At 60.2% G+C, this 19,707-nt stretch carries 20 protein-coding genes; 7 read left to right on the top strand and 13 right to left on the bottom strand.

From position 1 onward, the window contains the following. Positions 1-131 precede the first annotated feature (131 nt). Positions 132-1,331, top strand: a complete 1,200-nt coding sequence (fdhA, locus tag HU749_RS27560) for a formaldehyde dehydrogenase, glutathione-independent (protein WP_003177608.1) — start codon at positions 132-134, stop codon at positions 1,329-1,331. 226 nt (positions 1,332-1,557) lie between these two features. On the opposite strand, the gene HU749_RS27555 is transcribed toward fdhA, so the two are convergent. The 4 genes from HU749_RS27555 to HU749_RS27540 all read right to left on the bottom strand — a co-directional run bounded on the left by HU749_RS27555 (position 1,558) and on the right by HU749_RS27540 (position 3,655). Then, complete coding sequence (locus tag HU749_RS27555) at positions 1,558-1,770, bottom strand: cold-shock protein (protein ID WP_079302911.1); 213 nt, start codon at positions 1,768-1,770, stop codon at positions 1,558-1,560. Between the two features lie 188 nt (positions 1,771-1,958). Beyond that, positions 1,959-2,231 (bottom strand): hypothetical protein, encoded by a 273-nt coding sequence (locus tag HU749_RS27550; protein ID WP_079302910.1) that lies wholly within the window; start codon positions 2,229-2,231, stop codon positions 1,959-1,961. Positions 2,232-2,551: 320 nt separating this feature from the next. Further along, entirely contained in the window at positions 2,552-3,127 is a 576-nt protein-coding gene (locus tag HU749_RS27545) for a hypothetical protein (RefSeq protein WP_172898830.1), read from the bottom strand. A 105-nt stretch (positions 3,128-3,232) separates the two neighbouring features. Beyond that, positions 3,233-3,655, bottom strand: a complete 423-nt coding sequence (locus HU749_RS27540; RefSeq protein WP_095962537.1) for a DUF3757 domain-containing protein — start codon at positions 3,653-3,655, stop codon at positions 3,233-3,235. A 301-nt stretch (positions 3,656-3,956) separates the two neighbouring features. On the opposite strand from HU749_RS27540, the gene HU749_RS27535 reads away from it, so the two are divergent. Beyond that, complete coding sequence (locus HU749_RS27535; protein WP_186649185.1) at positions 3,957-4,535, top strand: DUF2780 domain-containing protein; 579 nt, start codon at positions 3,957-3,959, stop codon at positions 4,533-4,535. Positions 4,536-4,571: 36 nt separating this feature from the next. On the opposite strand, the gene HU749_RS27530 is transcribed toward HU749_RS27535, so the two are convergent. From HU749_RS27530 to yihG, 3 genes are all read right to left on the bottom strand, one after another. Beyond that, positions 4,572-4,967 carry a DUF3757 domain-containing protein gene (locus HU749_RS27530; RefSeq protein WP_186649183.1) on the bottom strand — a complete coding sequence of 132 codons (396 nt, stop codon included), beginning with the start codon at positions 4,965-4,967 and terminating at the stop codon, positions 4,572-4,574. A 326-nt stretch (positions 4,968-5,293) separates the two neighbouring features. Continuing rightward, complete coding sequence (locus HU749_RS29335; RefSeq protein WP_225919116.1) at positions 5,294-6,376, bottom strand: RHS repeat-associated core domain-containing protein; 1,083 nt, start codon at positions 6,374-6,376, stop codon at positions 5,294-5,296. A gap of 80 nt (positions 6,377-6,456) precedes the next feature. Beyond that, the gene (gene yihG, locus HU749_RS27520; protein WP_079302907.1) at positions 6,457-7,350 is read right to left on the bottom strand and encodes a 1-acylglycerol-3-phosphate O-acyltransferase, YihG family; all 894 of its coding nucleotides are present in this window, start codon (positions 7,348-7,350) and stop codon (positions 6,457-6,459) included. Positions 7,351-7,562: 212 nt separating this feature from the next. On the opposite strand from yihG, the gene rloA2 reads away from it, so the two are divergent. From rloA2 to creD, 5 genes are all read left to right on the top strand, one after another. Beyond that, positions 7,563-8,069, top strand: coding sequence for a retropepsin-like aspartic peptidase RloA2 (gene rloA2, locus HU749_RS27515; RefSeq protein ID WP_079302906.1), 507 nt, complete (start codon positions 7,563-7,565; stop codon positions 8,067-8,069). 70 nt (positions 8,070-8,139) lie between these two features. After that, on the top strand, positions 8,140-8,820 hold the full coding sequence (gene creB, locus HU749_RS27510; RefSeq protein ID WP_186649181.1) for a two-component system response regulator CreB: 681 nt from the start codon (positions 8,140-8,142) through the stop codon (positions 8,818-8,820). After that, positions 8,820-10,238, top strand: a complete 1,419-nt coding sequence (gene creC / locus HU749_RS27505) for a two-component system sensor histidine kinase CreC (protein ID WP_186649179.1) — start codon at positions 8,820-8,822, stop codon at positions 10,236-10,238. Before creB ends, creC begins: the two co-directional genes overlap by 1 nt. A gap of 171 nt (positions 10,239-10,409) precedes the next feature. Next, positions 10,410-11,384 carry an alpha/beta hydrolase gene (locus tag HU749_RS27500; protein ID WP_186649177.1) on the top strand — a complete coding sequence of 325 codons (975 nt, stop codon included), beginning with the start codon at positions 10,410-10,412 and terminating at the stop codon, positions 11,382-11,384. 54 nt (positions 11,385-11,438) lie between these two features. Next, a complete protein-coding gene (gene creD, locus HU749_RS27495; protein WP_095962542.1) occupies positions 11,439-12,809 on the top strand; it encodes a cell envelope integrity protein CreD in 1,371 nt (456 codons plus the stop codon). A 222-nt stretch (positions 12,810-13,031) separates the two neighbouring features. On the opposite strand, the gene HU749_RS27490 is transcribed toward creD, so the two are convergent. The 6 genes from HU749_RS27490 to HU749_RS27465 all read right to left on the bottom strand — a co-directional run bounded on the left by HU749_RS27490 (position 13,032) and on the right by HU749_RS27465 (position 19,470). Next, complete coding sequence (locus HU749_RS27490) at positions 13,032-13,661, bottom strand: glutathione S-transferase (protein ID WP_186649175.1); 630 nt, start codon at positions 13,659-13,661, stop codon at positions 13,032-13,034. 175 nt (positions 13,662-13,836) lie between these two features. Continuing rightward, positions 13,837-14,016, bottom strand: a complete 180-nt coding sequence (locus HU749_RS27485; protein WP_079302902.1) for a hypothetical protein — start codon at positions 14,014-14,016, stop codon at positions 13,837-13,839. Further along, positions 14,013-15,143, bottom strand: coding sequence for a PepSY-associated TM helix domain-containing protein (locus HU749_RS27480; RefSeq protein WP_095962543.1), 1,131 nt, complete (start codon positions 15,141-15,143; stop codon positions 14,013-14,015). Before HU749_RS27480 ends, HU749_RS27485 begins: the two co-directional genes overlap by 4 nt. Before the next feature lie 167 nt (positions 15,144-15,310). Then, on the bottom strand, positions 15,311-17,749 hold the full coding sequence (locus HU749_RS27475; RefSeq protein WP_186649173.1) for a TonB-dependent siderophore receptor: 2,439 nt from the start codon (positions 17,747-17,749) through the stop codon (positions 15,311-15,313). A gap of 231 nt (positions 17,750-17,980) precedes the next feature. Further along, positions 17,981-18,955, bottom strand: a complete 975-nt coding sequence (locus HU749_RS27470) for a FecR domain-containing protein (RefSeq protein ID WP_079302899.1) — start codon at positions 18,953-18,955, stop codon at positions 17,981-17,983. Then, a complete protein-coding gene (locus HU749_RS27465) occupies positions 18,952-19,470 on the bottom strand; it encodes an RNA polymerase sigma factor (protein ID WP_046064522.1) in 519 nt (172 codons plus the stop codon). The genes HU749_RS27470 and HU749_RS27465 overlap by 4 nt, the downstream gene beginning before the upstream one ends. Between the last annotated feature and the right edge of the window lie 237 nt (positions 19,471-19,707).

Here is a 19,707-nt window from a genome sequence, read left to right as displayed (position 1 = left end):
TGGGAGCGAGCCTGCTCGCGATGAGGCCCTCCCAAACAACACAGAAACAAGACACAAGCACTAACCCGAGCAATCAACGCGCTGCCTGCCTGGGCAACGCAGTTCCACAAAAACAACAGCGAGGTGAAAGCATGTCTGGTAATCGTGGTGTCGTGTATCTCGGCAACGGCAAGGTCGAAGTACAGAAAATCGACTATCCAAAAATGCAGGACCCGCGCGGCAGGAAGATTGAGCACGGTGTCATCCTGCGCGTGGTCTCCACCAACATCTGCGGCTCCGACCAGCACATGGTGCGCGGCCGTACCACTGCCCAGACCGGCCTGGTCCTGGGTCACGAAATCACCGGTGAAGTGATCGAAAAGGGCAGCGACGTCGAGAACCTGAAAATCGGTGATCTGGTGTCGGTGCCGTTCAACGTGGCTTGCGGGCGCTGCCGCTCCTGCAAAGAGCAACACACCGGTGTCTGCCTGACCGTCAACCCGGCCCGTGCCGGCGGTGCCTACGGTTACGTGGACATGGGCGACTGGACCGGCGGCCAGGCCGAATACGTGCTGGTGCCGTACGCCGACTTCAACCTGTTGAAACTGCCGGACCGCGACAAGGCCATGGAGAAAATCCGTGACCTGACCTGCCTGTCCGACATCCTGCCGACCGGCTACCACGGCGCTGTCACCGCCGGCGTTGGTCCTGGCAGCACTGTCTACATCGCCGGTGCCGGCCCGGTTGGCCTGGCAGCTGCTGCTTCCGCTCGCCTGCTGGGTGCGGCGGTGGTGATCATCGGTGACGTCAACTCCATCCGCCTGGCCCACGCCAAGGCCCAGGGCTTTGAAATCGTCGACCTGTCCACCGACACCCCGTTGCACGAACAAATCGCCGCGCTGCTGGGCGAGCCGGAAGTGGACTGTGCCGTCGATTGCGTGGGCTTCGAAGCCCGCGGTCACGGCCATGACGGCGTCAAGCATGAAGCCCCGGCCACCGTGCTCAACTCGTTGATGGGCGTGGTGCGTGTCGCCGGCAAGATCGGCATCCCTGGCCTCTACGTCACTGAAGACCCGGGCGCTGTCGATGCGGCGGCGAAAATGGGCAGCCTGAGCATTCGCTTCGGCTTGGGCTGGGCTAAATCCCACAGCTTCCACACCGGCCAGACCCCGGTGATGAAGTACAACCGCCAGCTGATGCAGGCGATCATGTGGGACCGTATCAACATTGCTGAAATCGTTGGTGTGCAGGTGATCAGCCTGGATGACGCGCCGAAGGGTTATGGCGAGTTCGATGCGGGCGTGCCGAAGAAGTTTGTGATTGATCCGCATAAGTTGTTCAGTGCGGCGTAAGCGGTAAAGGGCAAGACGGGGAAAGGGCGACAGTGATGTCGCCCTTTTTATTTGATATGACTTGCCCTCAAGGCTGTTTTATTGAGTGTCAGCTGTTTCTTCCTCCACGCCTGCTGAGGAGGGGGCCCTCATCCACATATTCCTCCCGATAACTATACAGACAGGTGTTTGCTTGTTGATCGGAGTAACGATGATCGCTGAGCGTCGTACTTGAGCGAAACGATGGTTATTCCGGCGTCACTCTCATGGCTTGCATGCCTTTATCACCTTGCTCGACTTCAAACGAAACGGTCTGCCTCTGTTTCAACGTTTTATAACCCTCGCCATCTATCGCCGAGTAATGAACGAACAACTCCTCGCCTCCTTTGCCGCAGGTAATGAAGCCATAGCCTTTTGCATCGTTAAACCACTTCACGGTTCCTTTGATTCGATCGTTCATTTTTATTCTTCCTGCTTGCCCGAATGAAGAAAGGCACAGGGGCTGTGGTTTGCCCAGAGCCTTGTTTTCGTTGTCACGGCTGAGCTTAGAGGCCGTATGAACAGTTGCCTACTGTCAACGTTGACAGTAGGTAATACCGAGAAGAGATAAGGGGTTGTACGTTGATAGTTGGATGACTGCCGCAGCAGTCATGCCATGGCTTGAGCCTGCAATCGCCGACCGATCACATCCAGCACATCGCAGCCATCGCGCAACGGAATTGCCAGGAGCAGGGCGAAGTCGTGGAGGACAACGGCGTCGGAACTGATTTCTTCGCAAAAGGCGATGTTCTCCAGCAATTGGGTGACGGCGCGGATGCGGTAGGCGGCGGTTTCGTGGAGGACGTCGAGAGGGGCTTGGGTATCGATGAGCAGGGCGGCGGGGGTGCAGTCGACGCCGGTGAGGGGCATGTATCGGTTCATTGGGTAAGAGCCTCATTTAGTTAAATTGGGACTCTCTGACCGCAGTTTCCGAGTCGCCAAACCCGAGTCGCCATGTGGACGACGGGACGAACTATAGGCATTGCAGATTGGCCTGGGCAAGGCTCGCTGTTGCGGGTGATTTCCCAAGTAGTTGTAAGATTTTTAGTCGACGGTGATCGAGTGCTGTTGTGGCGAGGGGATTTATCCCCGTTGGGCTGCGCAGCTGCCCCCAAACCAGGCAACTCGGTCTGCCAGGAAGGTTGAGTTCACTGTTTTAGGGCTGCTGCGCAGCCCAGCGGGGATAAATCCCCTCGCCACAGTTACTGCCGGACAGTTGCGGTCTCGACCCGCTCGCAGAATTCAGGGTAGAAACCTTTGGCGCTAGGGCCTTGGCAATAGGCTTGCGCCTGGGCCAGGGCGGCGGCGCTGAAGTTCAGGCTGCGGGGCATGCCGGCAAAGGTTTCGTAGCCACCCTGTTGGGTCTTGATCGCGTCGAAGCCCGGCATGTCATAGACCAGTTCCACGTCATCATCGGCAAGGATCCGCGCCTTGACCGTCACTTGCGTGTATTGCTTGCCCCCTGGTGCGCCATTGAGCGCCGCCAGGCCGTGGCCGACAACCCGCAGCATGTGCGGGACCCAGGGCTCGCAGTCATCCGCGCAAGCACCTGGACGGTAACGTACCGTCAGTGTTTGTTGGTCGCGGGTCACCTCGGTCAGCGTCGGGTCGGAGCGCTTGATGCGGTGTTCGATGGTCAGCCAGGTCTTTTGTTCTTCGCTGGTGCCGTCGGCCAGTTCCGGATTCAGCGGGCCACGCTGGCACTCGTTGACGCCCAGAACAATGAGCATGCCCATCAGGATAACGGCGAGGGTCGCGCCGCCGATTTTTACGTTCATAGGCAAACTCTGCTGGAGGAAGCCGCACTGTACGGTAACGGTGCAGGTGATGGCAGGGCGCCTTGAAACGCTGTGCAGGAACAGTGACGCGGTTGCCATTCCCGATCAAAGAAACAGGTTGAAGTAGTCGCCGTCCATTAACCTGCACATTCTGGTGTCCGAACTTTCGCAGTGATTATTTATCCATCCTGAAAAGGCCGGTTCCAGGATCTGCTGATACTCCAAATTCAGATTTATGTCCCCGTACCGGCACGTGATGGTCGCCCTTGTGGCAGCCTGTTGACCCTCGTCGGCCTTATGGATGACGTACTCGGCACCTTCGAATTGCAACGATGCCAGGTCGACCACGTCCACCAGGCTTTCGCTCTCCCATTCGTGGTCGTCCTGTACCTCGACGAAGAAAACATCTTCCACCGATTCAATATTTCTATGGATGTTAGTGACGGCGGGACAGGCTATTTCACCGGCATGGACATGGCCGACAATCAATAAAAGTAACACCGCGCGTCCAGCCAGTATTTTTTTCATCTGCCAGGCTCCAAAAGTCTCCGTTCAACGATTCACGGCTTTGGCCGGGCGGGCTACTGTCAATGTCGGCAGTTATCTATGTCAATTTAGAACTGTATAGGGATGTTTGGTACCTTCTGGCTATATAAAAACTGGCCTCTGGTTAAATAAGAAATTTCTGACTGCCTTGAAGGGATTTTCTGAAATAGATATCGGACACTGATGTAATACGCTTAGGAACAATCTTCGCGTGCGCCAGTCCAATGCACGCCTTACGCCGCTCTTCATGAGCGGCTTTTTCATGGTCTAGAGGATGTCCCGGATGAAGGTTTCACGTGGTTTTGCTCTGTCTTGCCTGTTGACGCTGGCTGCCAGCCCAGCCTTCGCGCAGTTCAGCCTCAGTGATGCAGCCAGTGTGGTGTCGGCGATGCAGGGTAACCAAGGTGAGCAGGACGAGGGCGCCGTGGCTGCCGCGCCGAAAGCCGCCGGGCTGCTCAACACCTTGGGGTCGGAACTCAAGATCACGCCGGAACAGGCCATCGGCGGTACCGGTGCGATGCTGGGACTGGCGAAGAACCGACTCAGCGAGCCGCAGTTTTCCGAATTGAGCAAAAGTGTCCCGGGCCTGGACCAGATCGCCGGGAACAGCGCCATCGGCGGGCTCAATGGCCTGGGCGGTTTGCTCGGGGGCGGGTCGGACAAAAATGCACTGCTCGACGGCTTGCTGGGCAACGTCAAGGACACCGGCGACCTGAACAATGCCTTCAGTGCGCTGGGCATGGACAGCGGCATGATCGGCCAGTTTGCCCCGATCATTCTGCAGTACCTCGGTCAACAGGGCGTGGCGGGTTCGTTGTTGCAGAACCTGGGGGGTATCTGGGGCACGGGTGCGGGTGTTTGATGAAGGTGGCGACATCGAAAGTCCGCCACGCGACCATCAGAATCTCAAGCTGAAGTAGTCGGTGTTCACCTGCCTGCAGGAGTGAGTGTCCCGGCTGGCGCAATGGTTGCCCGGCCAGGGCAAGGACGCCGGCTCCTGGACGTCAAGATAATCCAGCGTGAGGTTGTTCTCGCCGTAATTGCAGGTGATGGTCACTCTCCTTGGCACCTGTTCATCTTCGTCGGGTTCATGGACCGCGAACTCGGCACCGTTGAACTGCAGCACCGCTGGATTGGCCTCCTGTCCAAGGTCCTGGCTCTGCCATTTGCGATCATCCTGAATTTCTACCGTTTCAGTGGTGCCATGGATAAGTGTTGCAGCCGGACAGGTGACTTCTGCGGCATGAACATGGCCGATTATCAGTAAGCAAATTCCAGCGCCGCCGTCAGTCATGAAGTTTCTCATGGGCTTGCCTCCACAATGTGTCCCTGCGACATGTTTGCGGCTGTGCCTGGCGAGGGCTACTGTCAATGCTGACAGTTGGTTATGTCGATTTTGAATTAGAGCTTGACGTTTTTATTCTAGAAAATTGCTGGATGTGTTCTACAAGATCGGGCAATTCCGCGTAACGCAGCGATGCGCCGGTCCTCAGCCCAGTTGGTTGACCCAATCCTGGCCGTGTTGGCGAAAACACCCGGGTATTTTCGTAGTCGCCTTGCCACAGCCCGCGCAGCCCATAATAGTCTGGGTGGTCTGTTTGGTACTGGATCATGTAGACGTTATTGCCAGATAGCCATTAAATCGATACCGAGATGCTTCATAAGGTAGTCGGCGCGTATTATTTCCGCGCGTCGAGCTAGATTGGGATTCTTAGCGGGTCTGTGGAATTTGAGACTGGTAAGATTCCACAGATGTTTTACTGTTATGTCCAAATGACCAACATCTACTTTGCCTTCCCATATGTGCAAGATATTCGGGTCGGGGTAAGTCGTAAAGCCATATTCCCTTCTCGCTATTTCATATCCCCATGTTGTGTCATCAATCTCGATAGTAGTAACGGAAGACGTGTATCTTGCTTTCTGTGAGGCGGGTAGCGCGGCTTCATTTTTTCGGATGATATCGGTCAGTTTCTTAAGGTCAGCGGTTAATTCAATCTCACTCTTACGGCGTCGTAATTTTTCCAAATCGCGCGCTGTCATGTGTGAGGTATCACTCGTGATCGGAGTTCTGTTTGCTGAGGTTGGTTTTGAAATCGCTCTTGAGGTAGATGAGATTGCGTGTCTTGCCTGTCTGAGCCTAGTTAGCGCGTTCACTACAGCGGGAATAGGGCTATGCCCAGTCGAGTCCACCCGATTCCTTGGGTCTCCCCCACAATATCCGTACGCATTCACTCCCCCATCCCCAAACGGACTCAAACTATCCGGACTATTAAACCGCATCAACACCGGATTGAACGCCCGATACCCATTCCCCAACAAGTAATGCCCCGTCACCGGATCCGGTCGTTCACCATTAAACCCAAGCAAACTGAGCAAGCCGTTTTCCGCCGGTCGATGGCCGTAGGGCATGTAGGCGAGGGGATGAGGCCCGGTTGCATCGAGCAAATTCAATACCGAGCGCTGTTGGTCAGTCGCCAGAAGGGTGGTGTTGGCGTTCACACCCTCGCGCCGAAGTTGCGCCAACAGTTGGTCGTCGTGCTGGAAGACGCTACGTTGCACCGCGCCCTGTATCTCGGTGGCCAATCGGCTTTTGCAGTAAAAGCGCTGAATGCCAGCCTCAGCGGATGACACACAATCGACCAGGCGATCCAGCGGGTCGTAGTGGTAGCGGCACAATACGGTTTCGCGAGGGATAGCAGGCATGCGCCGAACTCCGTGCAAGGTCCAAAAATCCGGACCTTCAGCATCGGAGGTTTTTCAGTCGCTGCCTACTATCAGAACTGTTAGTCACCACTGCCTTCACTGCGTAACGCCGCGATGCGCCGGTCCTTTTCAGTCCAGAGCTGGTTGACCCAGTCCTGTACGTGCTGACGGAACACCGGGTCGTTTTCGTAATCGCCTTGCCACAGCGTCGGGTCCAGTTCGCGGGTCTGGATGTCGATGATGACCCTGGGCACCGCGCCGCTGATCAAGTCCCAAAAACCGGGAATGCGTTTCTGCGGGTACACCACCGTCACGTCCAGCACCGCGTCCAGCTGTTCGCCCATGGCCGCCAGCACGAAGGCCACGCCACCGGCCTTGGGCTTGAGCAGGTGGGTAAAGGGGGATTGCTGTTGTTGGCTTTTGGCGGCGGTGAAGCGCGTGCCTTCGAGGTAGTTGACCACGGTGACCGGTTGGCGCTTGAACAGCTCGCAGGCGGCCTTGGTGATTTCCAGGTCCTTGCCGGCCAGTTCCGGGTTTTTCGCCAGGAACGCCTTGGTGTAGCGCTTCATGAAGGGGTAGTCCAGCGCCCACCAGGCCAACCCCAGGAACGGCACCCAGATCAGCTCTTTCTTGAGGAAGAACTTGAAGAACGGCGTGCGCCGATTGAGGGTCTGGACGAGGGCGGGGATGTCTACCCAGGATTGGTGATTGCTGATCACCAGGTAGGACGTATCGCGGCGCAGGTCCGCGCCGCCGCGGATGTCCCAGCGGGTGGGGATGCACAGGGCAAAGATCAGCTTGTCGATCTCGGCCCAGGTCTCGGCGATCCACATCACCGCCCACGAGGCATAGTCGCGAAAGCGCCCGGGCAGGACCAGTTTGAGCACGGCGAACACCATCAGCGGCCCGAACAGCACCAGGGTGTTGAGCAATAACAGCAGCGTGACGAAACAGCCGGTGAGCAGGCGGCGCATAGATGACTCTTGCAAACAGGTGGACGGGCCATGATAAGCAAGCTTCGGGCGGCAGGCCAAATCGGTGTGGACGAAAGTTTCACTTGGGCTTGGCTAAACTGGATCGGCTTTTGTGGCGAGGGAGCAAGCTCCCTCGCCACAGGGATGTTTAACCGAACGAATTCGTTGGCCACGGTCTAAAACCCCACGCCCACAATGGAAGCCCTAACTACATGAAATCAGTTCTAGCCCTGCTTTCCCTGGTGGCCCTTCCAGTGCTGGCCGCCGAGCCAACCCTGTACGGGCGCTACGAATACATCGCATTGCCGGAGATCGGCGGCGAAGTGCTCAAGGCCAAGATGGACACCGGCGCCCTGACCGCCTCGCTGTCAGCCAAGGACATCGAAACCTTCACCCGCGACGGTGATGACTGGGTGCGGTTTCGCCTGGCGACCAAGGATGCGAGCAACAAGGTCTACGAGCACAAGATTGCGCGCATCAGCAAGATCAAGACCCGTTCCGAGGAAGATGAAGAAGACGACGAAAAGATCGCCCCCACCAAGCGCCCGGTGGTCGATCTGGAGTTGTGCCTGGGTAACGTCAAGCGCACGGTCGAGGTCAACCTGACGGACCGCAGCAGTTTCAATTACCCGTTGCTGATTGGCGCCAAGGCGTTGCGTGAGTTTGGGGCGGCGGTGAACCCGGCTCGGCGGTTTACGGCGGATAAGCCGGACTGCTGATTTCCCTGATTGACGTACCCCAAGCCTTGCGGCACCGTTCCGGCAACTTTTACTGCCGGGCTCGCAAGCCATGCCTCATATCCTGATTGTCGAAGACGAAGCCGCCATCGCCGATACACTGGTGTTTGCCCTGCAAGGAGAGGGGTTTGACACCACCTGGTTGAGCCTTGGCGCAGCCGCCCTCGAACACCAGAAAAATACTCCGGCGGACCTGATCATCCTCGATGTGGGGCTGCCGGATATCAGCGGCTTCGAGACGTGTAAAAATCTCAGACGTTTCAGCGACGTTCCGGTGATCTTTCTGACAGCCCGGGATGGCGAGATCGACCGGGTGGTGGGCCTGGAGATCGGTGCTGACGATTACGTGGTCAAACCCTTCAGCCCCCGTGAGGTGGCGGCCAGGGTCCGGGCGATCCTCAAACGTGTGGCGCCGAGGCCGGCGGTGGAGCCGGGCATGGCGCTGTTTCAGGTCGATGCCGACCGTGTGCAGATCAACTATCGCGGCAAACCGCTGAACTTAACACGCCACGAGTTTCGTCTGCTCAATTGTCTGCTGGAGCAACCTGAGCGGGTCTTCAGCCGCGAACAATTGCTCGATGCCCTGGGCGTGGCCAGCGATGCCGGCTACGAGCGCAGCATCGACAGCCACATCAAGAGCGTGCGCGCCAAGCTGCGCCTGGTCCGGGCCGAGGCCGAGCCGATCCAGACGCATCGGGGCCTGGGCTACAGCTACAGCCCGGAGCACAGCTGATGTCGCTGGGGATCCGGATTTTCCTGGTGTATGTGCTGTTTATCGCCTTGACCGGTTATTTCGTGCTCAACACGGTCATGGAGGAAATCCGCCCCGGCGTGCGCCAGTCCACCGAAGAAACCCTGGTGGACACGGCCAACCTGATGGCCGAGATCCTGCGGGACGATTTCAAGGCCGGCACCCTCAACCAGAATCGCTGGCCGCAGTTGCTCAAGGCCTATGGCGAGCGCCAGCCGGCGGCGACGATCTGGGGCTTGCCAAAAAACCAGGTCAGCCATCGCATCTATGTCACCGATGCCAAGGGCACCGTGGTGCTCGACTCCAGTGGCGTGGCGGTGGGCCAGGATTATTCGCGCTGGAACGACGTCTACCTGACCCTGCGCGGCCACTACGGCGCTCGCTCGAGCCGCAGCGATCCGGATGACCCGACGTCTTCGGTGATGCACGTCGGCGCGCCGATCCGCGACAACGGCCGCATCATTGGGGTCGTCACCGTCGCCAAGCCCAACAGCTCATTGCAGCCTTATGTCGATCGCACCGAACGGCGACTGCTGGCCTATGGCGCCGGGTTGGTGGTCCTGGGGCTGTTGCTGGGCGGCTTGCTGTCCTGGTGGCTCAGTGCGGCATTGCGGCGTTTGACGAGCTATGCCCAGGCAGTCAGCCAGGGGCGTCGGGTGGAGGTGCCGCATTATCGCGGTGGCGAGTTCGAGCAACTGGCGGGGGCGGTGGAACACATGCGCACTCAACTGGAAGGCAAGGCTTACGTCGAGCGTTACGTGCACACGCTGACCCACGAACTCAAGAGCCCGTTGGCAGCGATTCGTGGCGCCGCTGAACTGCTGCAAAGCGACATGCCCGCCGCCCAGCACCAGCGCTTCGTCAATAACATCGACAACGAAAGTGTGCGCATGCAGCAGTTGATCGAGCGCTTGCTCAACCTGGCCCAGATCGAGCAGCGCCAGGGGTTGGAAGAAGAAGTCGCGGTGCCGCTGGCGGCGTTGGTGGACGAACTGCTGGAAGCGCGCGGCGGTTGGATCGAAAGTCGCCAATTGAGGATTGAACAGCACATCGCTGCCGACCTGACGCTGACCGGTGAGCCGTTCCTGTTGCGCCAGGCCTTGGGCAATCTGCTGGAAAACGCCCTGGACTTCACCCCCGTCAACGGCCTGCTACGTGTCAGCGCCGAGCGCAGCGGGAACCGCGTCGAGATCCGCCTGTTCAATCAGGCCGCGCCGATTCCCGACTACGCACTGCCACGCTTGAGCGAGCGCTTCTACTCCTTGCCGCGCCCGGACAGCGGCCGCAAGAGCACTGGCCTGGGGCTCAACTTCGTGGAGGAAGTGGTGCAGTTGCATGGGGGGCAATTCACTATCGGCAATGTCGAGGGTGGGGTTGAGGTGGTGCTGAGGTTGCCTTGAGGGAATTTGGTTAATCTTATTATTGATTAATTTACATAACCATTTTTTAGGTTTAATTTCTCCTCAACACCGGCGAACGATTCAATAAACCTGTTAGCAAGCCATGCCTTACGGTGAGATGACTTTCGGTCGGCTGGTCCTACTCGTGGATACACAACCGGGAGCATGAGCATGGTGAGCCTCTGGCAAAAACTGCAGGCCAAGTTGTTGCGCGCCTTCGCCAAGAGAATGAAGGCGAAGTTTACCTATGACGCTGCGCTGTTTCCGTTGCGCGCAGTGGTCGAGCAAACCATCCCGACCCCTTGGGGGGCTGCGCGGGCGCTGTTTTACTGGCCCCATTCGCAGTCCTCGGCGAAGCTGCCGGTGTACTTGAATTTCCATGGCGGTGGCTTTGTCGCGGGGACGCCCGAACACGACGACAGCTATTGCCGTCGACTGGCCCATAACCTGAACTGCCTGGTGGTCAATCTGGACTATGTGCTGGCGCCAGAGCACGCCTTCCCCGCAGCCCCGCGGCAGTGCTTCGCGGTGCTCGAATGGCTGGCCAGCGAAGCCGAAACGCTGGGCATCGATCCTCAGCGTTTCGCAGTCGGCGGCCATAGCGCCGGCGGCAATCTGGCCGCCGCGGTGGCGGGTCTGTCGCGAGGGCATCAAGCGTTGAAGGTGGTGCATCAGTTGATCGACTATGCGGCGCTGGATCTGCACCAGGACCCTGCCTTGAAGACGTCCACCAGTGCCCGGCCACTGCTCAATGCCGGCCTGATGCGCTTCTTCAACAGCTGCTACCTGAGCGATCCGGCACAGGCGCTCGATCCGTTGGCCTCACCCCTGTTGGCGCCGGTCGAGGCGCTGGCGGGGATGCCGCCAGCCACGGTGATCACGGCGCAATACGATATCTTGCGTGCCGAAGGCGAGGCCTATGCCGAGAAGTTGCGCCAGGCCGGCGTGCCGGTGCGCCAGCGAATGTTTGAAGGCTGCGACCATATGTTCACCCACCTGGGACCGGACGAGTCGGCCGAGGAGGCCTGGCAGCTGATGGAGGATTCCCTGCGCGAAGCCTTCCAGACCGTGGATGGCGCGGATGCCGGCGCTTCGGCGCAACGAGGCGAGGGCAGTCTCCACACAATCTCCACAATCGCTCCATAAGCCCAGCACACAACCCCCCCAGACTCTCCCTCATTCGAACAGGGAGAGCCCCACATGAACCGCAGCCTCGCCATAAAACTGGGCATGATCGCCCTATTGATTCTCTTGTTGATGATCCCGTTGTTGATGATCAACGGGCTCATTGATGAGCGCCAGGAACTGCGTGACGGTGTGCTGCAGGACATCGCCCGCAGCTCCAGCTACAACCAGCAACTGATCGGGCCGATGATCGTGGTGCCGTTTCGCAAGAGCGTGAAGGTCTGGAACACCAACGAGAAGACCGGTGTGCGTTTCCTGGAAACTGTCGAGCGAACGGGCGAGTTGTATTTTTTGCCGGAGCAATTCGAACTCGACGGCCAGGTCCGCACCGAAACCCGTGCCCGGGGCATCTACGAAGCGCGGATGTTCCACGCCGATAACCGGATCGATGGCCGCTTCAAGGTGCCTGAGCGCTACGGTGTTGCTGCCAAGGATTTTGCCGATTACCGTTTTGATGAGCCGTACCTGAGCGTCGGCATCAGCGATATTCGCGGCATCGAGAATGCGCTGACCCTGACGCTCAACCAGCAGACCGTCGATTTCCTGCCAGGCTCGCGGCTCGGCTGGCTGGGGCAGGGTGTGCATGTGCCGCTGCCGATGATCACCGCCCAGGGCGGCCCTGAGCTGACCTTCGGTTTTGACCTGCGCCTGCAAGGCACTGGCGAGTTCCAGATTCTGCCAGTGGGCAAATCCACCAAGGTGCACCTGTCGGCCGACTGGCCGCACCCCAGCTTCATCGGCAACTACCTGCCGACCAATCGTGAGATCAATGAGCAGGGTTTCAGTGCGGACTGGCAGACGTCGTTTTTCTCCACCAACCTTCTGGAAACCCTGCAAGCCTGCGAGCCAAGCGATGGTTGTGAAGCGTTCCGCAGCCGTGCCTTCGGCGTGAGCTTCATCGACCCGGTGGACCAGTACCTCAAGAGCGACCGGGCGATCAAATATGCGCTGCTGTTCATAGCCCTGACATTCGCCGGCTTCTTCCTCTTCGAGGTACTCAAGAGCCTGGCGGTGCACCCGGTCCAGTACGCCTTGGTGGGCGTGGCGCTGGCGTTCTTTTACCTGCTGCTGTTGTCGCTGTCGGAGCACATCGGCTTCACCCTGGCGTACTTGGTATCGGCCAGCGCCTGTGTCGTGTTGATCGGGTTTTATGTCTGCCATGTGCTGCGCAGCGTGAGCCACGGCCTGGGATTCTCGGCGGGGCTGGCGGGCTTGTACGGCTTGCTCTACGGCCTGTTGAGCGCCGAGGACTACGCGCTGTTGATGGGCTCGCTGTTGCTGTTCGGCCTGCTGGGCGTGTTCATGGTGCTGACTCGCAAGCTGGACTGGTATGGGGTTGGGGTGAAGCCGGCGGCGATGAACTTCGATTTGGGAGAGGTGAAATGAGCCGGTCGCTGGGGTTGCGTGAGGATCAGCGGGTGCGGGAGGTGTTGGTGATGCAGATTGCTGGGTTGTTTCCTTTGGATCCGGTGCGCTGCCATCGCGGGCAAGCCTTGCTCCCACAGGTTGAGCGGGTCTATGTGGGAGCTAACCTGTTCCCACAGATTGAGCGAGGTCTATGTGGGAGCAAGGCTTGCCCGCGATGAGGCCGGCACAGCCAACGCAAAGCTAAACCCTGGGCACCGTCTCGAGCATCGAAGGCCGCAAGCTCACCTCGGCAAACCACGCCGCCAGTTGCGGATTGGCCTTGCGCCATTCCAGGTCCGGATGGCGCAGATCGAGGTAGCCCAAGGCGCAGGCCACGCTGATAGAAGCCACGTCGAAGTGGCAGGCCAGTTCGGCAATCGCTTCGGCTTCGAGCTGGCCCAGGGCACGGCGAATCTTGTCCCGCTGCGCCTCGAGCCATTCGTCCCAGTGCTTTTCCACAGGGCGCAGCGCGGTTTCGTAGCGGATCGTCACGGCCGCATCCATGATCCCATCGGCCAGGGAGGCCAGGGTCAGGCGCCGCCAGCGGGCCGCGCCGTCCCGGGGGATCAGCGGGTTGCCGACGTGCTGGTGATCGAGATAGTCGAGGATGACGCGGCTGTCGTGGATCACCGTCCCGTTGGCCAGGCGCAGGGCCGGGATCTTGCTCAACGGGTTGTCATCGATCAGCGCCCGGTCCGGCTTGACCGGCGAGAGCTGGCTGAGCTGTAACGCCACGCGGTCCTGCTGGCCGGTTTCGTGCAGCAGCACCAGGACCTTGCGAACGAAGGGCGAAGCGGGGTTGTGGAACAGCGTCATGCTGGGAGTGGACATGCAGGCATCCTCGGTAAACGGCCAGGGGCTTAGCCTAGACAGTTACGGGGCGGCTGGCGAGTTCCAGTGTGGGAGCGGGCTTGCTCGCGAAGGCGGCGTGTCAGAAACACAATTGCGACTGACACGTCGCCTTCGCGAGCAAGCCCGCTCCCACAGGGGACGCGTCCGGCAGGAGTTATCCACGCTTGATCAATCCCCACACCCCCAAGACCGTCGGCACGCCCAAACCCACCCAGCTCACCGCATCCCAGACGCCGTCACCGAGCAATGCGCTGAACAGCCCCGCCGCACTAAGTGCACCGATCATCAGGGGAATACCAAACACCTTCCAGAAACTCGACTGCCGAGGCCTCACGAGGCGACCTCCGTGCCGACGGTTGCCCGCTTGGCCGCCTTGCGCCGCACCAGCCACAGGTAAACGCCGCTGCCGAGGACGATGATGGTCAGTACATCGAGGGTTGCCCAGAAAATCTGCATCGGCCGGCCACCGTAGTCGCCGAAATGCAGCGGCAGGGACAGGCTCATGACATCCATGTACCAGGGGCGTTCTGCGACGGCGGTGACGTCCAAGGTGGTGGCGTCGATCAGCACCGGGGTGAGCAGGTGCGAGGTCAGGTGGGTGTCACCCTTCATGAAGACGCTGTAGTGGTGCTCGCTGGAGAACAGCGTGCCGGGGAAGGCGATGAAACTCGGCTCCATGCCCGGCGCGACGTCCTTGGCAATGTCCAGCAGCCGGGTGGCCGGTGCCAGTTGGGTCAGCGGCGGGGCGTCGCGGTAGGGTTCGACCATGGCGCTGAGGCTGTCGTTGCGCCACGCGGCGATGATCAGGTCGGCGCAGGCGGCGATCACGCCGGTGACGCCCACGGTCAGCGCCCAGACCAGCGTGACCACGCCGATCAGGTTGTGCAGGTCGAGCCAGCGCAGGCGCGTGGATTTGTCCTGGCGTACCGTGGCGAACTTCAAGCGGCGCATGAACGGCAGGTACAGGACCACCCCGGAGACGATGGCGATCACGAACAGCAACCCCATGAACGCCAGCAGCAACTTGCCCGGCAGCCCGGCGAACATGTCCACGTGCAGGCGCAGCATGACCATCATGAAACCGCCATTGGCCGAGGGCATTTCCAGGGCCTCGCCGGTACGCCCATCGAGCATGAAGGTGTGGGAGGAATTGGGTTCGGTGCCCGGTGTCGGCGCCATGATGGTGATGACGCCGTTGGGATCGTCATCGTCCCAGCCAAAATACTGGACCACTTCCCCCGGGCGATGGGCCTTGGCTTTTTCCACCAGTTGTTGCAGGTCCAGCGGCGGCGTGTCGGCGGGCATTTCCCGAAGCTGCGGGGCATCGCCCAGCAGGTGTTCGATTTCATGGTGGAAGATCAACGGCAGCCCGGTGATCGCCAGCATCAGCAGGAACACCGTGCAGATCAGGCTGGTCCAGGTGTGGACGAAGGACCAGCGGCGGATGGTTTTGCTTTTCATGATCGATCCGGATGTAAAAGGGCACCTTGTGGCGAGGGGTATCTGTGGGAGCAAGGCTTGCCCGCGAAACAGGCGATGCGGTCCTTCCGAAACCGAGTCGCCTCCATCGCGGGCAAGCCTTGCTCCCACATAGTGCTCGCTAAAGTGGGTATGCAAATGCTAACCGTTTACCATTTGTAATTCACGCTGGCGACGACGTTGCGTTGGTCGCCGTAGTAGCAGTAGAAGCCGTCGCAAGTAGACAGATAGTCCTTGTTGAAGAGGTTCTTCGCGTCCACCGCCACCGTGACCCCCTTGAGGGTCTTGTTCAAACGGCCCAGGTCGTAATGGGCCGAGGCGTCGTACACGGTGTAGGACCCGACATGGCCCCAGTCGGTGTTGGTGGTGTTGCCGTAGGTGTCGCCGACATAACGCACACCGGCGCCGACACCGAAGCCATCCAGCGGGCCGTTATGCCAGGTGTAGTCCGCCCAGGCGGTGGCCTGGTTGCGCGGGACCTGGGCCATGCGCTTGCCTTCTTCAGCCGCGGTGCCCTTGGTGATTTCGCTGTCGTTGTAGGTGTAGGAACCGATGAGCTTGAGGTTGTCGGTCACATCGCCCGAGGCCTCCAGTTCCAGGCCACGCACCTGGACTTCACCCACTTGGCGGGTGACGTTGTTTTCGGTAACGGAGTTGTTTTTCTGGGTCAGGTCGAACACTGCTGCCGTCAGCAGGGTCTTGGTGCCGGGTGGCTGGTACTTGATACCCGCTTCGTATTGTTCGCCTTCGGTGGGTTTGAACGCTTCGGTGCTGTTGACGGTTGAACCCGCCGCCGCCTGGAACGACTGGGCGAAGGAAATGTAGGGCGTCACACCGTTATCGAAGACATAGCTCAACGCTGCGTTGCCGCTGAACTTCTTGTCGCGCTGGGTGTTGGTCGCATCGTTCAGGTTGTGGAACACGGTGCCGGTGTGAATCCAGTCCTCACGACCGCCGAGGGTCAGGCGCCAGTTGTCCAGGGCGATCTGGTCCTGGACGTACAGGCCGGTCTGGTGGGTCTTTTGGTTGTAGTCATACATTGTGAAGTACTCGACGTTGGAGAAATCCTGTCCATAGGTCGGGTTGTGGATGTTGCTGGTCGGCACGCCAGTCGAACCCCAATCCCAGCGCGAATTGCTGTTGGAGCGCTGGTGATCCAGGCCCAGCAGCAGGGTGTGGCTGAGGGCGCCGGTCTGGAAGTCGGCCTGGAAATTGTTGTCCACGGCGAACTGGCTGATGTCTTCGTTGATGACGCTGGCGCTGCGCTTGACGTTACCGTCGGCGTCCACCGATTGGTCGGGGCTGTCTGGCCAGAATTGGCCGCCTGCCGAGATGCCTTGGGTTTCCAGGTCGCTCTTGGTATAGCGCAGGTTCTGGCGGAACTGCCAGGTGTCGTTCAGACGGTGTTCAAACGCATAACCGAGTGCGTAGTAGGTACGGTCGTAGAATTCCCAGTCCGGGTCGCCGAGGTTCTTGTGGTGGGAAATCTTGCCCGCTGGCGAGGACAGCTTGGTGCCTTGCAGCGGCAGGAATTGCCCGGTGATGCCGGTGTCGTCGCGGGTGTACTGGGACAGGAAGGTCAGACGGGTGTCGTCGTTGATGTTCCAGGTCAGGCTCGGCGCAAGGTTGTAGCGCTTGTCCGGGATGTGATCGACCTGGGAATTGCTGTCGCGCACGGTGCCGCTGACCCGATAGAGGAACTGACCTTCGTCATCGACCTTGCCAGTGCTGTCGAAATTGATCTGCTTGTGTTCATAGCTGCCGGCCTGCAGCTCGACTTCATTGCTGCTTTCGGCCTGTGGCCGACGGCTGACCATGTCCAGCATGCCGCCAGGGGGCGTCTGGCCGTAGACCGAAGAGGCAGGGCCACGCAGCACGGCAATGCGCTCCAGGTTCCAGGGTTCGATTTTTGGCGTGATGTAGTTGCCCTTGGGCAGCGGCAGGCCATCGAGGAACTGGGTCGGTATGAAACCGCGAACCAGCAGCCAGTCGTTGCGCGAGTCCGAACCGTAGCCGCTGCTCTGTACGCCAGCGGTATAGCGCAGGGCGTCATTGAGGTTGAGGACAGAACGGTCCTCCATCTGTTGGCGGGTGACCACGGAAACTGAGCGCGGCAGTTCGACAATCGGCGTATCCGTCTTGGTCCCGGCGGCGGTGCGGGTGGCGACGTAGCCCGCGGTCGGGCCCCACGCGGTTTCGCTGACACCGGCACCGATCACACTGGTTTCCGGCAAGGCCATGACGCCTTCAGGCACCGCCACCAGGCTATAGGTGCCGGCGCTGCTTTGTTCCAGTTGCAGGCCGGTGCCGCGCAAGGCTTCGCGCAATGCGCCGGTGGCGTCGAACTGGCCCTGGACCGGGGCCGAGGTCTTGCCCGAGGCCAGGGACGGATTCAGGCTCAGCGCGAGGCCGGCCTGGCTGGCGATCTGGTTCAGGGTGCTGGCCAGCGGCGCGGCGGGCAGGTTGTAGGTGCGCACGCTCGTGGCCTGTTCGGCGGCCAGCAGCGGGGCGCTGGTCAACGGGACGGCAAAGGCAATGGCGATGGCCAACAGGCTGGGGCGCAACAGGGTGTCTAGCGGGCGGGACATACGGCGGCTCCTGAATGGAAATATTTCTCAATTGCCTGGGTGCCGGATGAAAATCGAAAAGTGATAGGGCTGGATGAAAATAATTTAGATTCTGTTTTCGAGCGGTGGCTTTGTAGTGGGGCTAATGGCCTCATCGCGAGCAAGCTCGCTCCCACATTGACCGGGTCGCCCGCGAATTATCCTGTGGGAGCGAGCTTGCTCGCGATGAGGCCATACCTGACACAAAGCCACTCAGGGTTTGGCTTCAACCCGGGGCCCCACCACCACCCACCACCGCGTGTGATGCTCGATCTGCACCGGCAAGCTCGGCAGCAGGGCCGTCAGGGCCAGGTCGGTGTCGTGCAGCGGGAAACTGCCGGTGATGCGCAGGTCTGCCACTTGTGGCTCGACGCCCAGGTAGCCGCGCCGGTAACGTCCCAATTCGTGGACCAGGTCTTCAAGGCGCGCGTTGTCCACCACCAGCATGCCGCGGGTCCAGGCATCGGCGCCGGGGTTCAGGGCGATGGTCTGCCCGAGGCCGTCGCGGCGCATCAGCACTTGTTGGCCTTCGCGCAGGATCAGTTCCTTGTCCGTGGCCTGCGGATGCGCGGCCACAGCGGATTTCAACACGCTCAGGCGCGTGCCTTGGTCTTCACGCTTGACCAGGAACCGTGTGCCCAAGGCGCGCAGGCTGCCTTCGCGGGTTTCGACGATGAACGGACGCGGGTCGTCGTGGCCGGTTTCTACCAGGATCTCGCCTTCCTGCAGGACGATGCGGCGCTGCTTGTCATCGAAACGCACGTCCAGGGCACTGTGGGTGTTGAGGTTGATCAGCGTACCGTCGGCCAGGCGCAGAGTGCGCTGCTCGCCTGTCGCGGTGCGCTGATCGGCCAGCCAGTAATCCAGCGGCAGGTAACGATCCCCGGCAAACAACGCCAGGCCGATGACCGCGACAACACTGGCCAGGCCGCTGCCCACCTTGCGTATCCGCCGGCGAATGCTGACCCGCGATTGCAGCAACGCCGCCCGCGCCGGCCCGTTGGCCACACTGAAACGCTGGTCAAGCATGCCCAGCTGTCGCCAGGCCCGGGCGTGTTCTTCGTCGGCGGCATGCCATCGGGCGAACGCTTCACGCTCCAGGGCGCTGCTTGAGTCCAGGGACAACTGCCAGGCAATGGCGGCATCCAGCACGCTGGCCGAGACCGGTTTGGCATGGGCCTGGCTCATGTCGGCTCACCATAAAGTGCGATGTAGCACTGTCGGATGCCTTGGGCCAGGTATTGCCGTACCCGTGGCACCGAAACCCCCAGGCGCTCGGCGATTTCGGCGTGGCCGAGGCCGTCGAGGCGGTTATAGAGGAAGGCTGCGCGGGCCTTGCTCGACAGTTTGCCGAGCAGGCGATCGATGGCCTTGAGATCTTCGAGGATGATTTGCTGTTCTTCCACCGAGGGCTGCTCGGCCTCGGGGATCAGCATCAGTTCGGTGAGGTAGGCCTGCTCCAATGCCGCTCGACGGAAATAATCGAACAGCAGGCCCTTGGCGATGGCCACCAGAAATGCCCGTGGCTCGCGGGGCGCCTTCAGTTCCTCGCGACCTAGCAAGCGCACAAAGGTGTCCTGGCTCAGGTCCTCGGCCCGTTGCGAACACGCCACGTTGCGTCGCAGCCAGGCCAATAGCCAACCGCGATGGTCACGGTACAACGCACCAACCAAATCACTATGAGGACTGGGGACTGACGACACGAAGCATCACCGACGTTTTAAGTAACGAGAATTGTTCGCGATTGTGGCAGAGGCGGAGGCGGGAAAGCAATTGGCGCTGGTCGGGACCCGGTCTGTGGGCCCAAATAAGTCTGTGGACCCAGTAGGTCTGTGGGAGCAAGGCTTGCCCGCGATGCAGACGGCTCGGTCAGGACTGTCAGTCCCAGGCGATGCCATCGCGGGCGAGCCTTGCTCCCACAGGTAAACCACCCTCGGAGC

The sequence above is a fragment of the Pseudomonas ogarae genome, from assembly GCF_014268695.2.
Lineage (GTDB): Bacteria > Pseudomonadota > Gammaproteobacteria > Pseudomonadales > Pseudomonadaceae > Aquipseudomonas > Aquipseudomonas kilonensis.
This window is presented reverse-complemented; position numbering and strand designations above follow the sequence as displayed.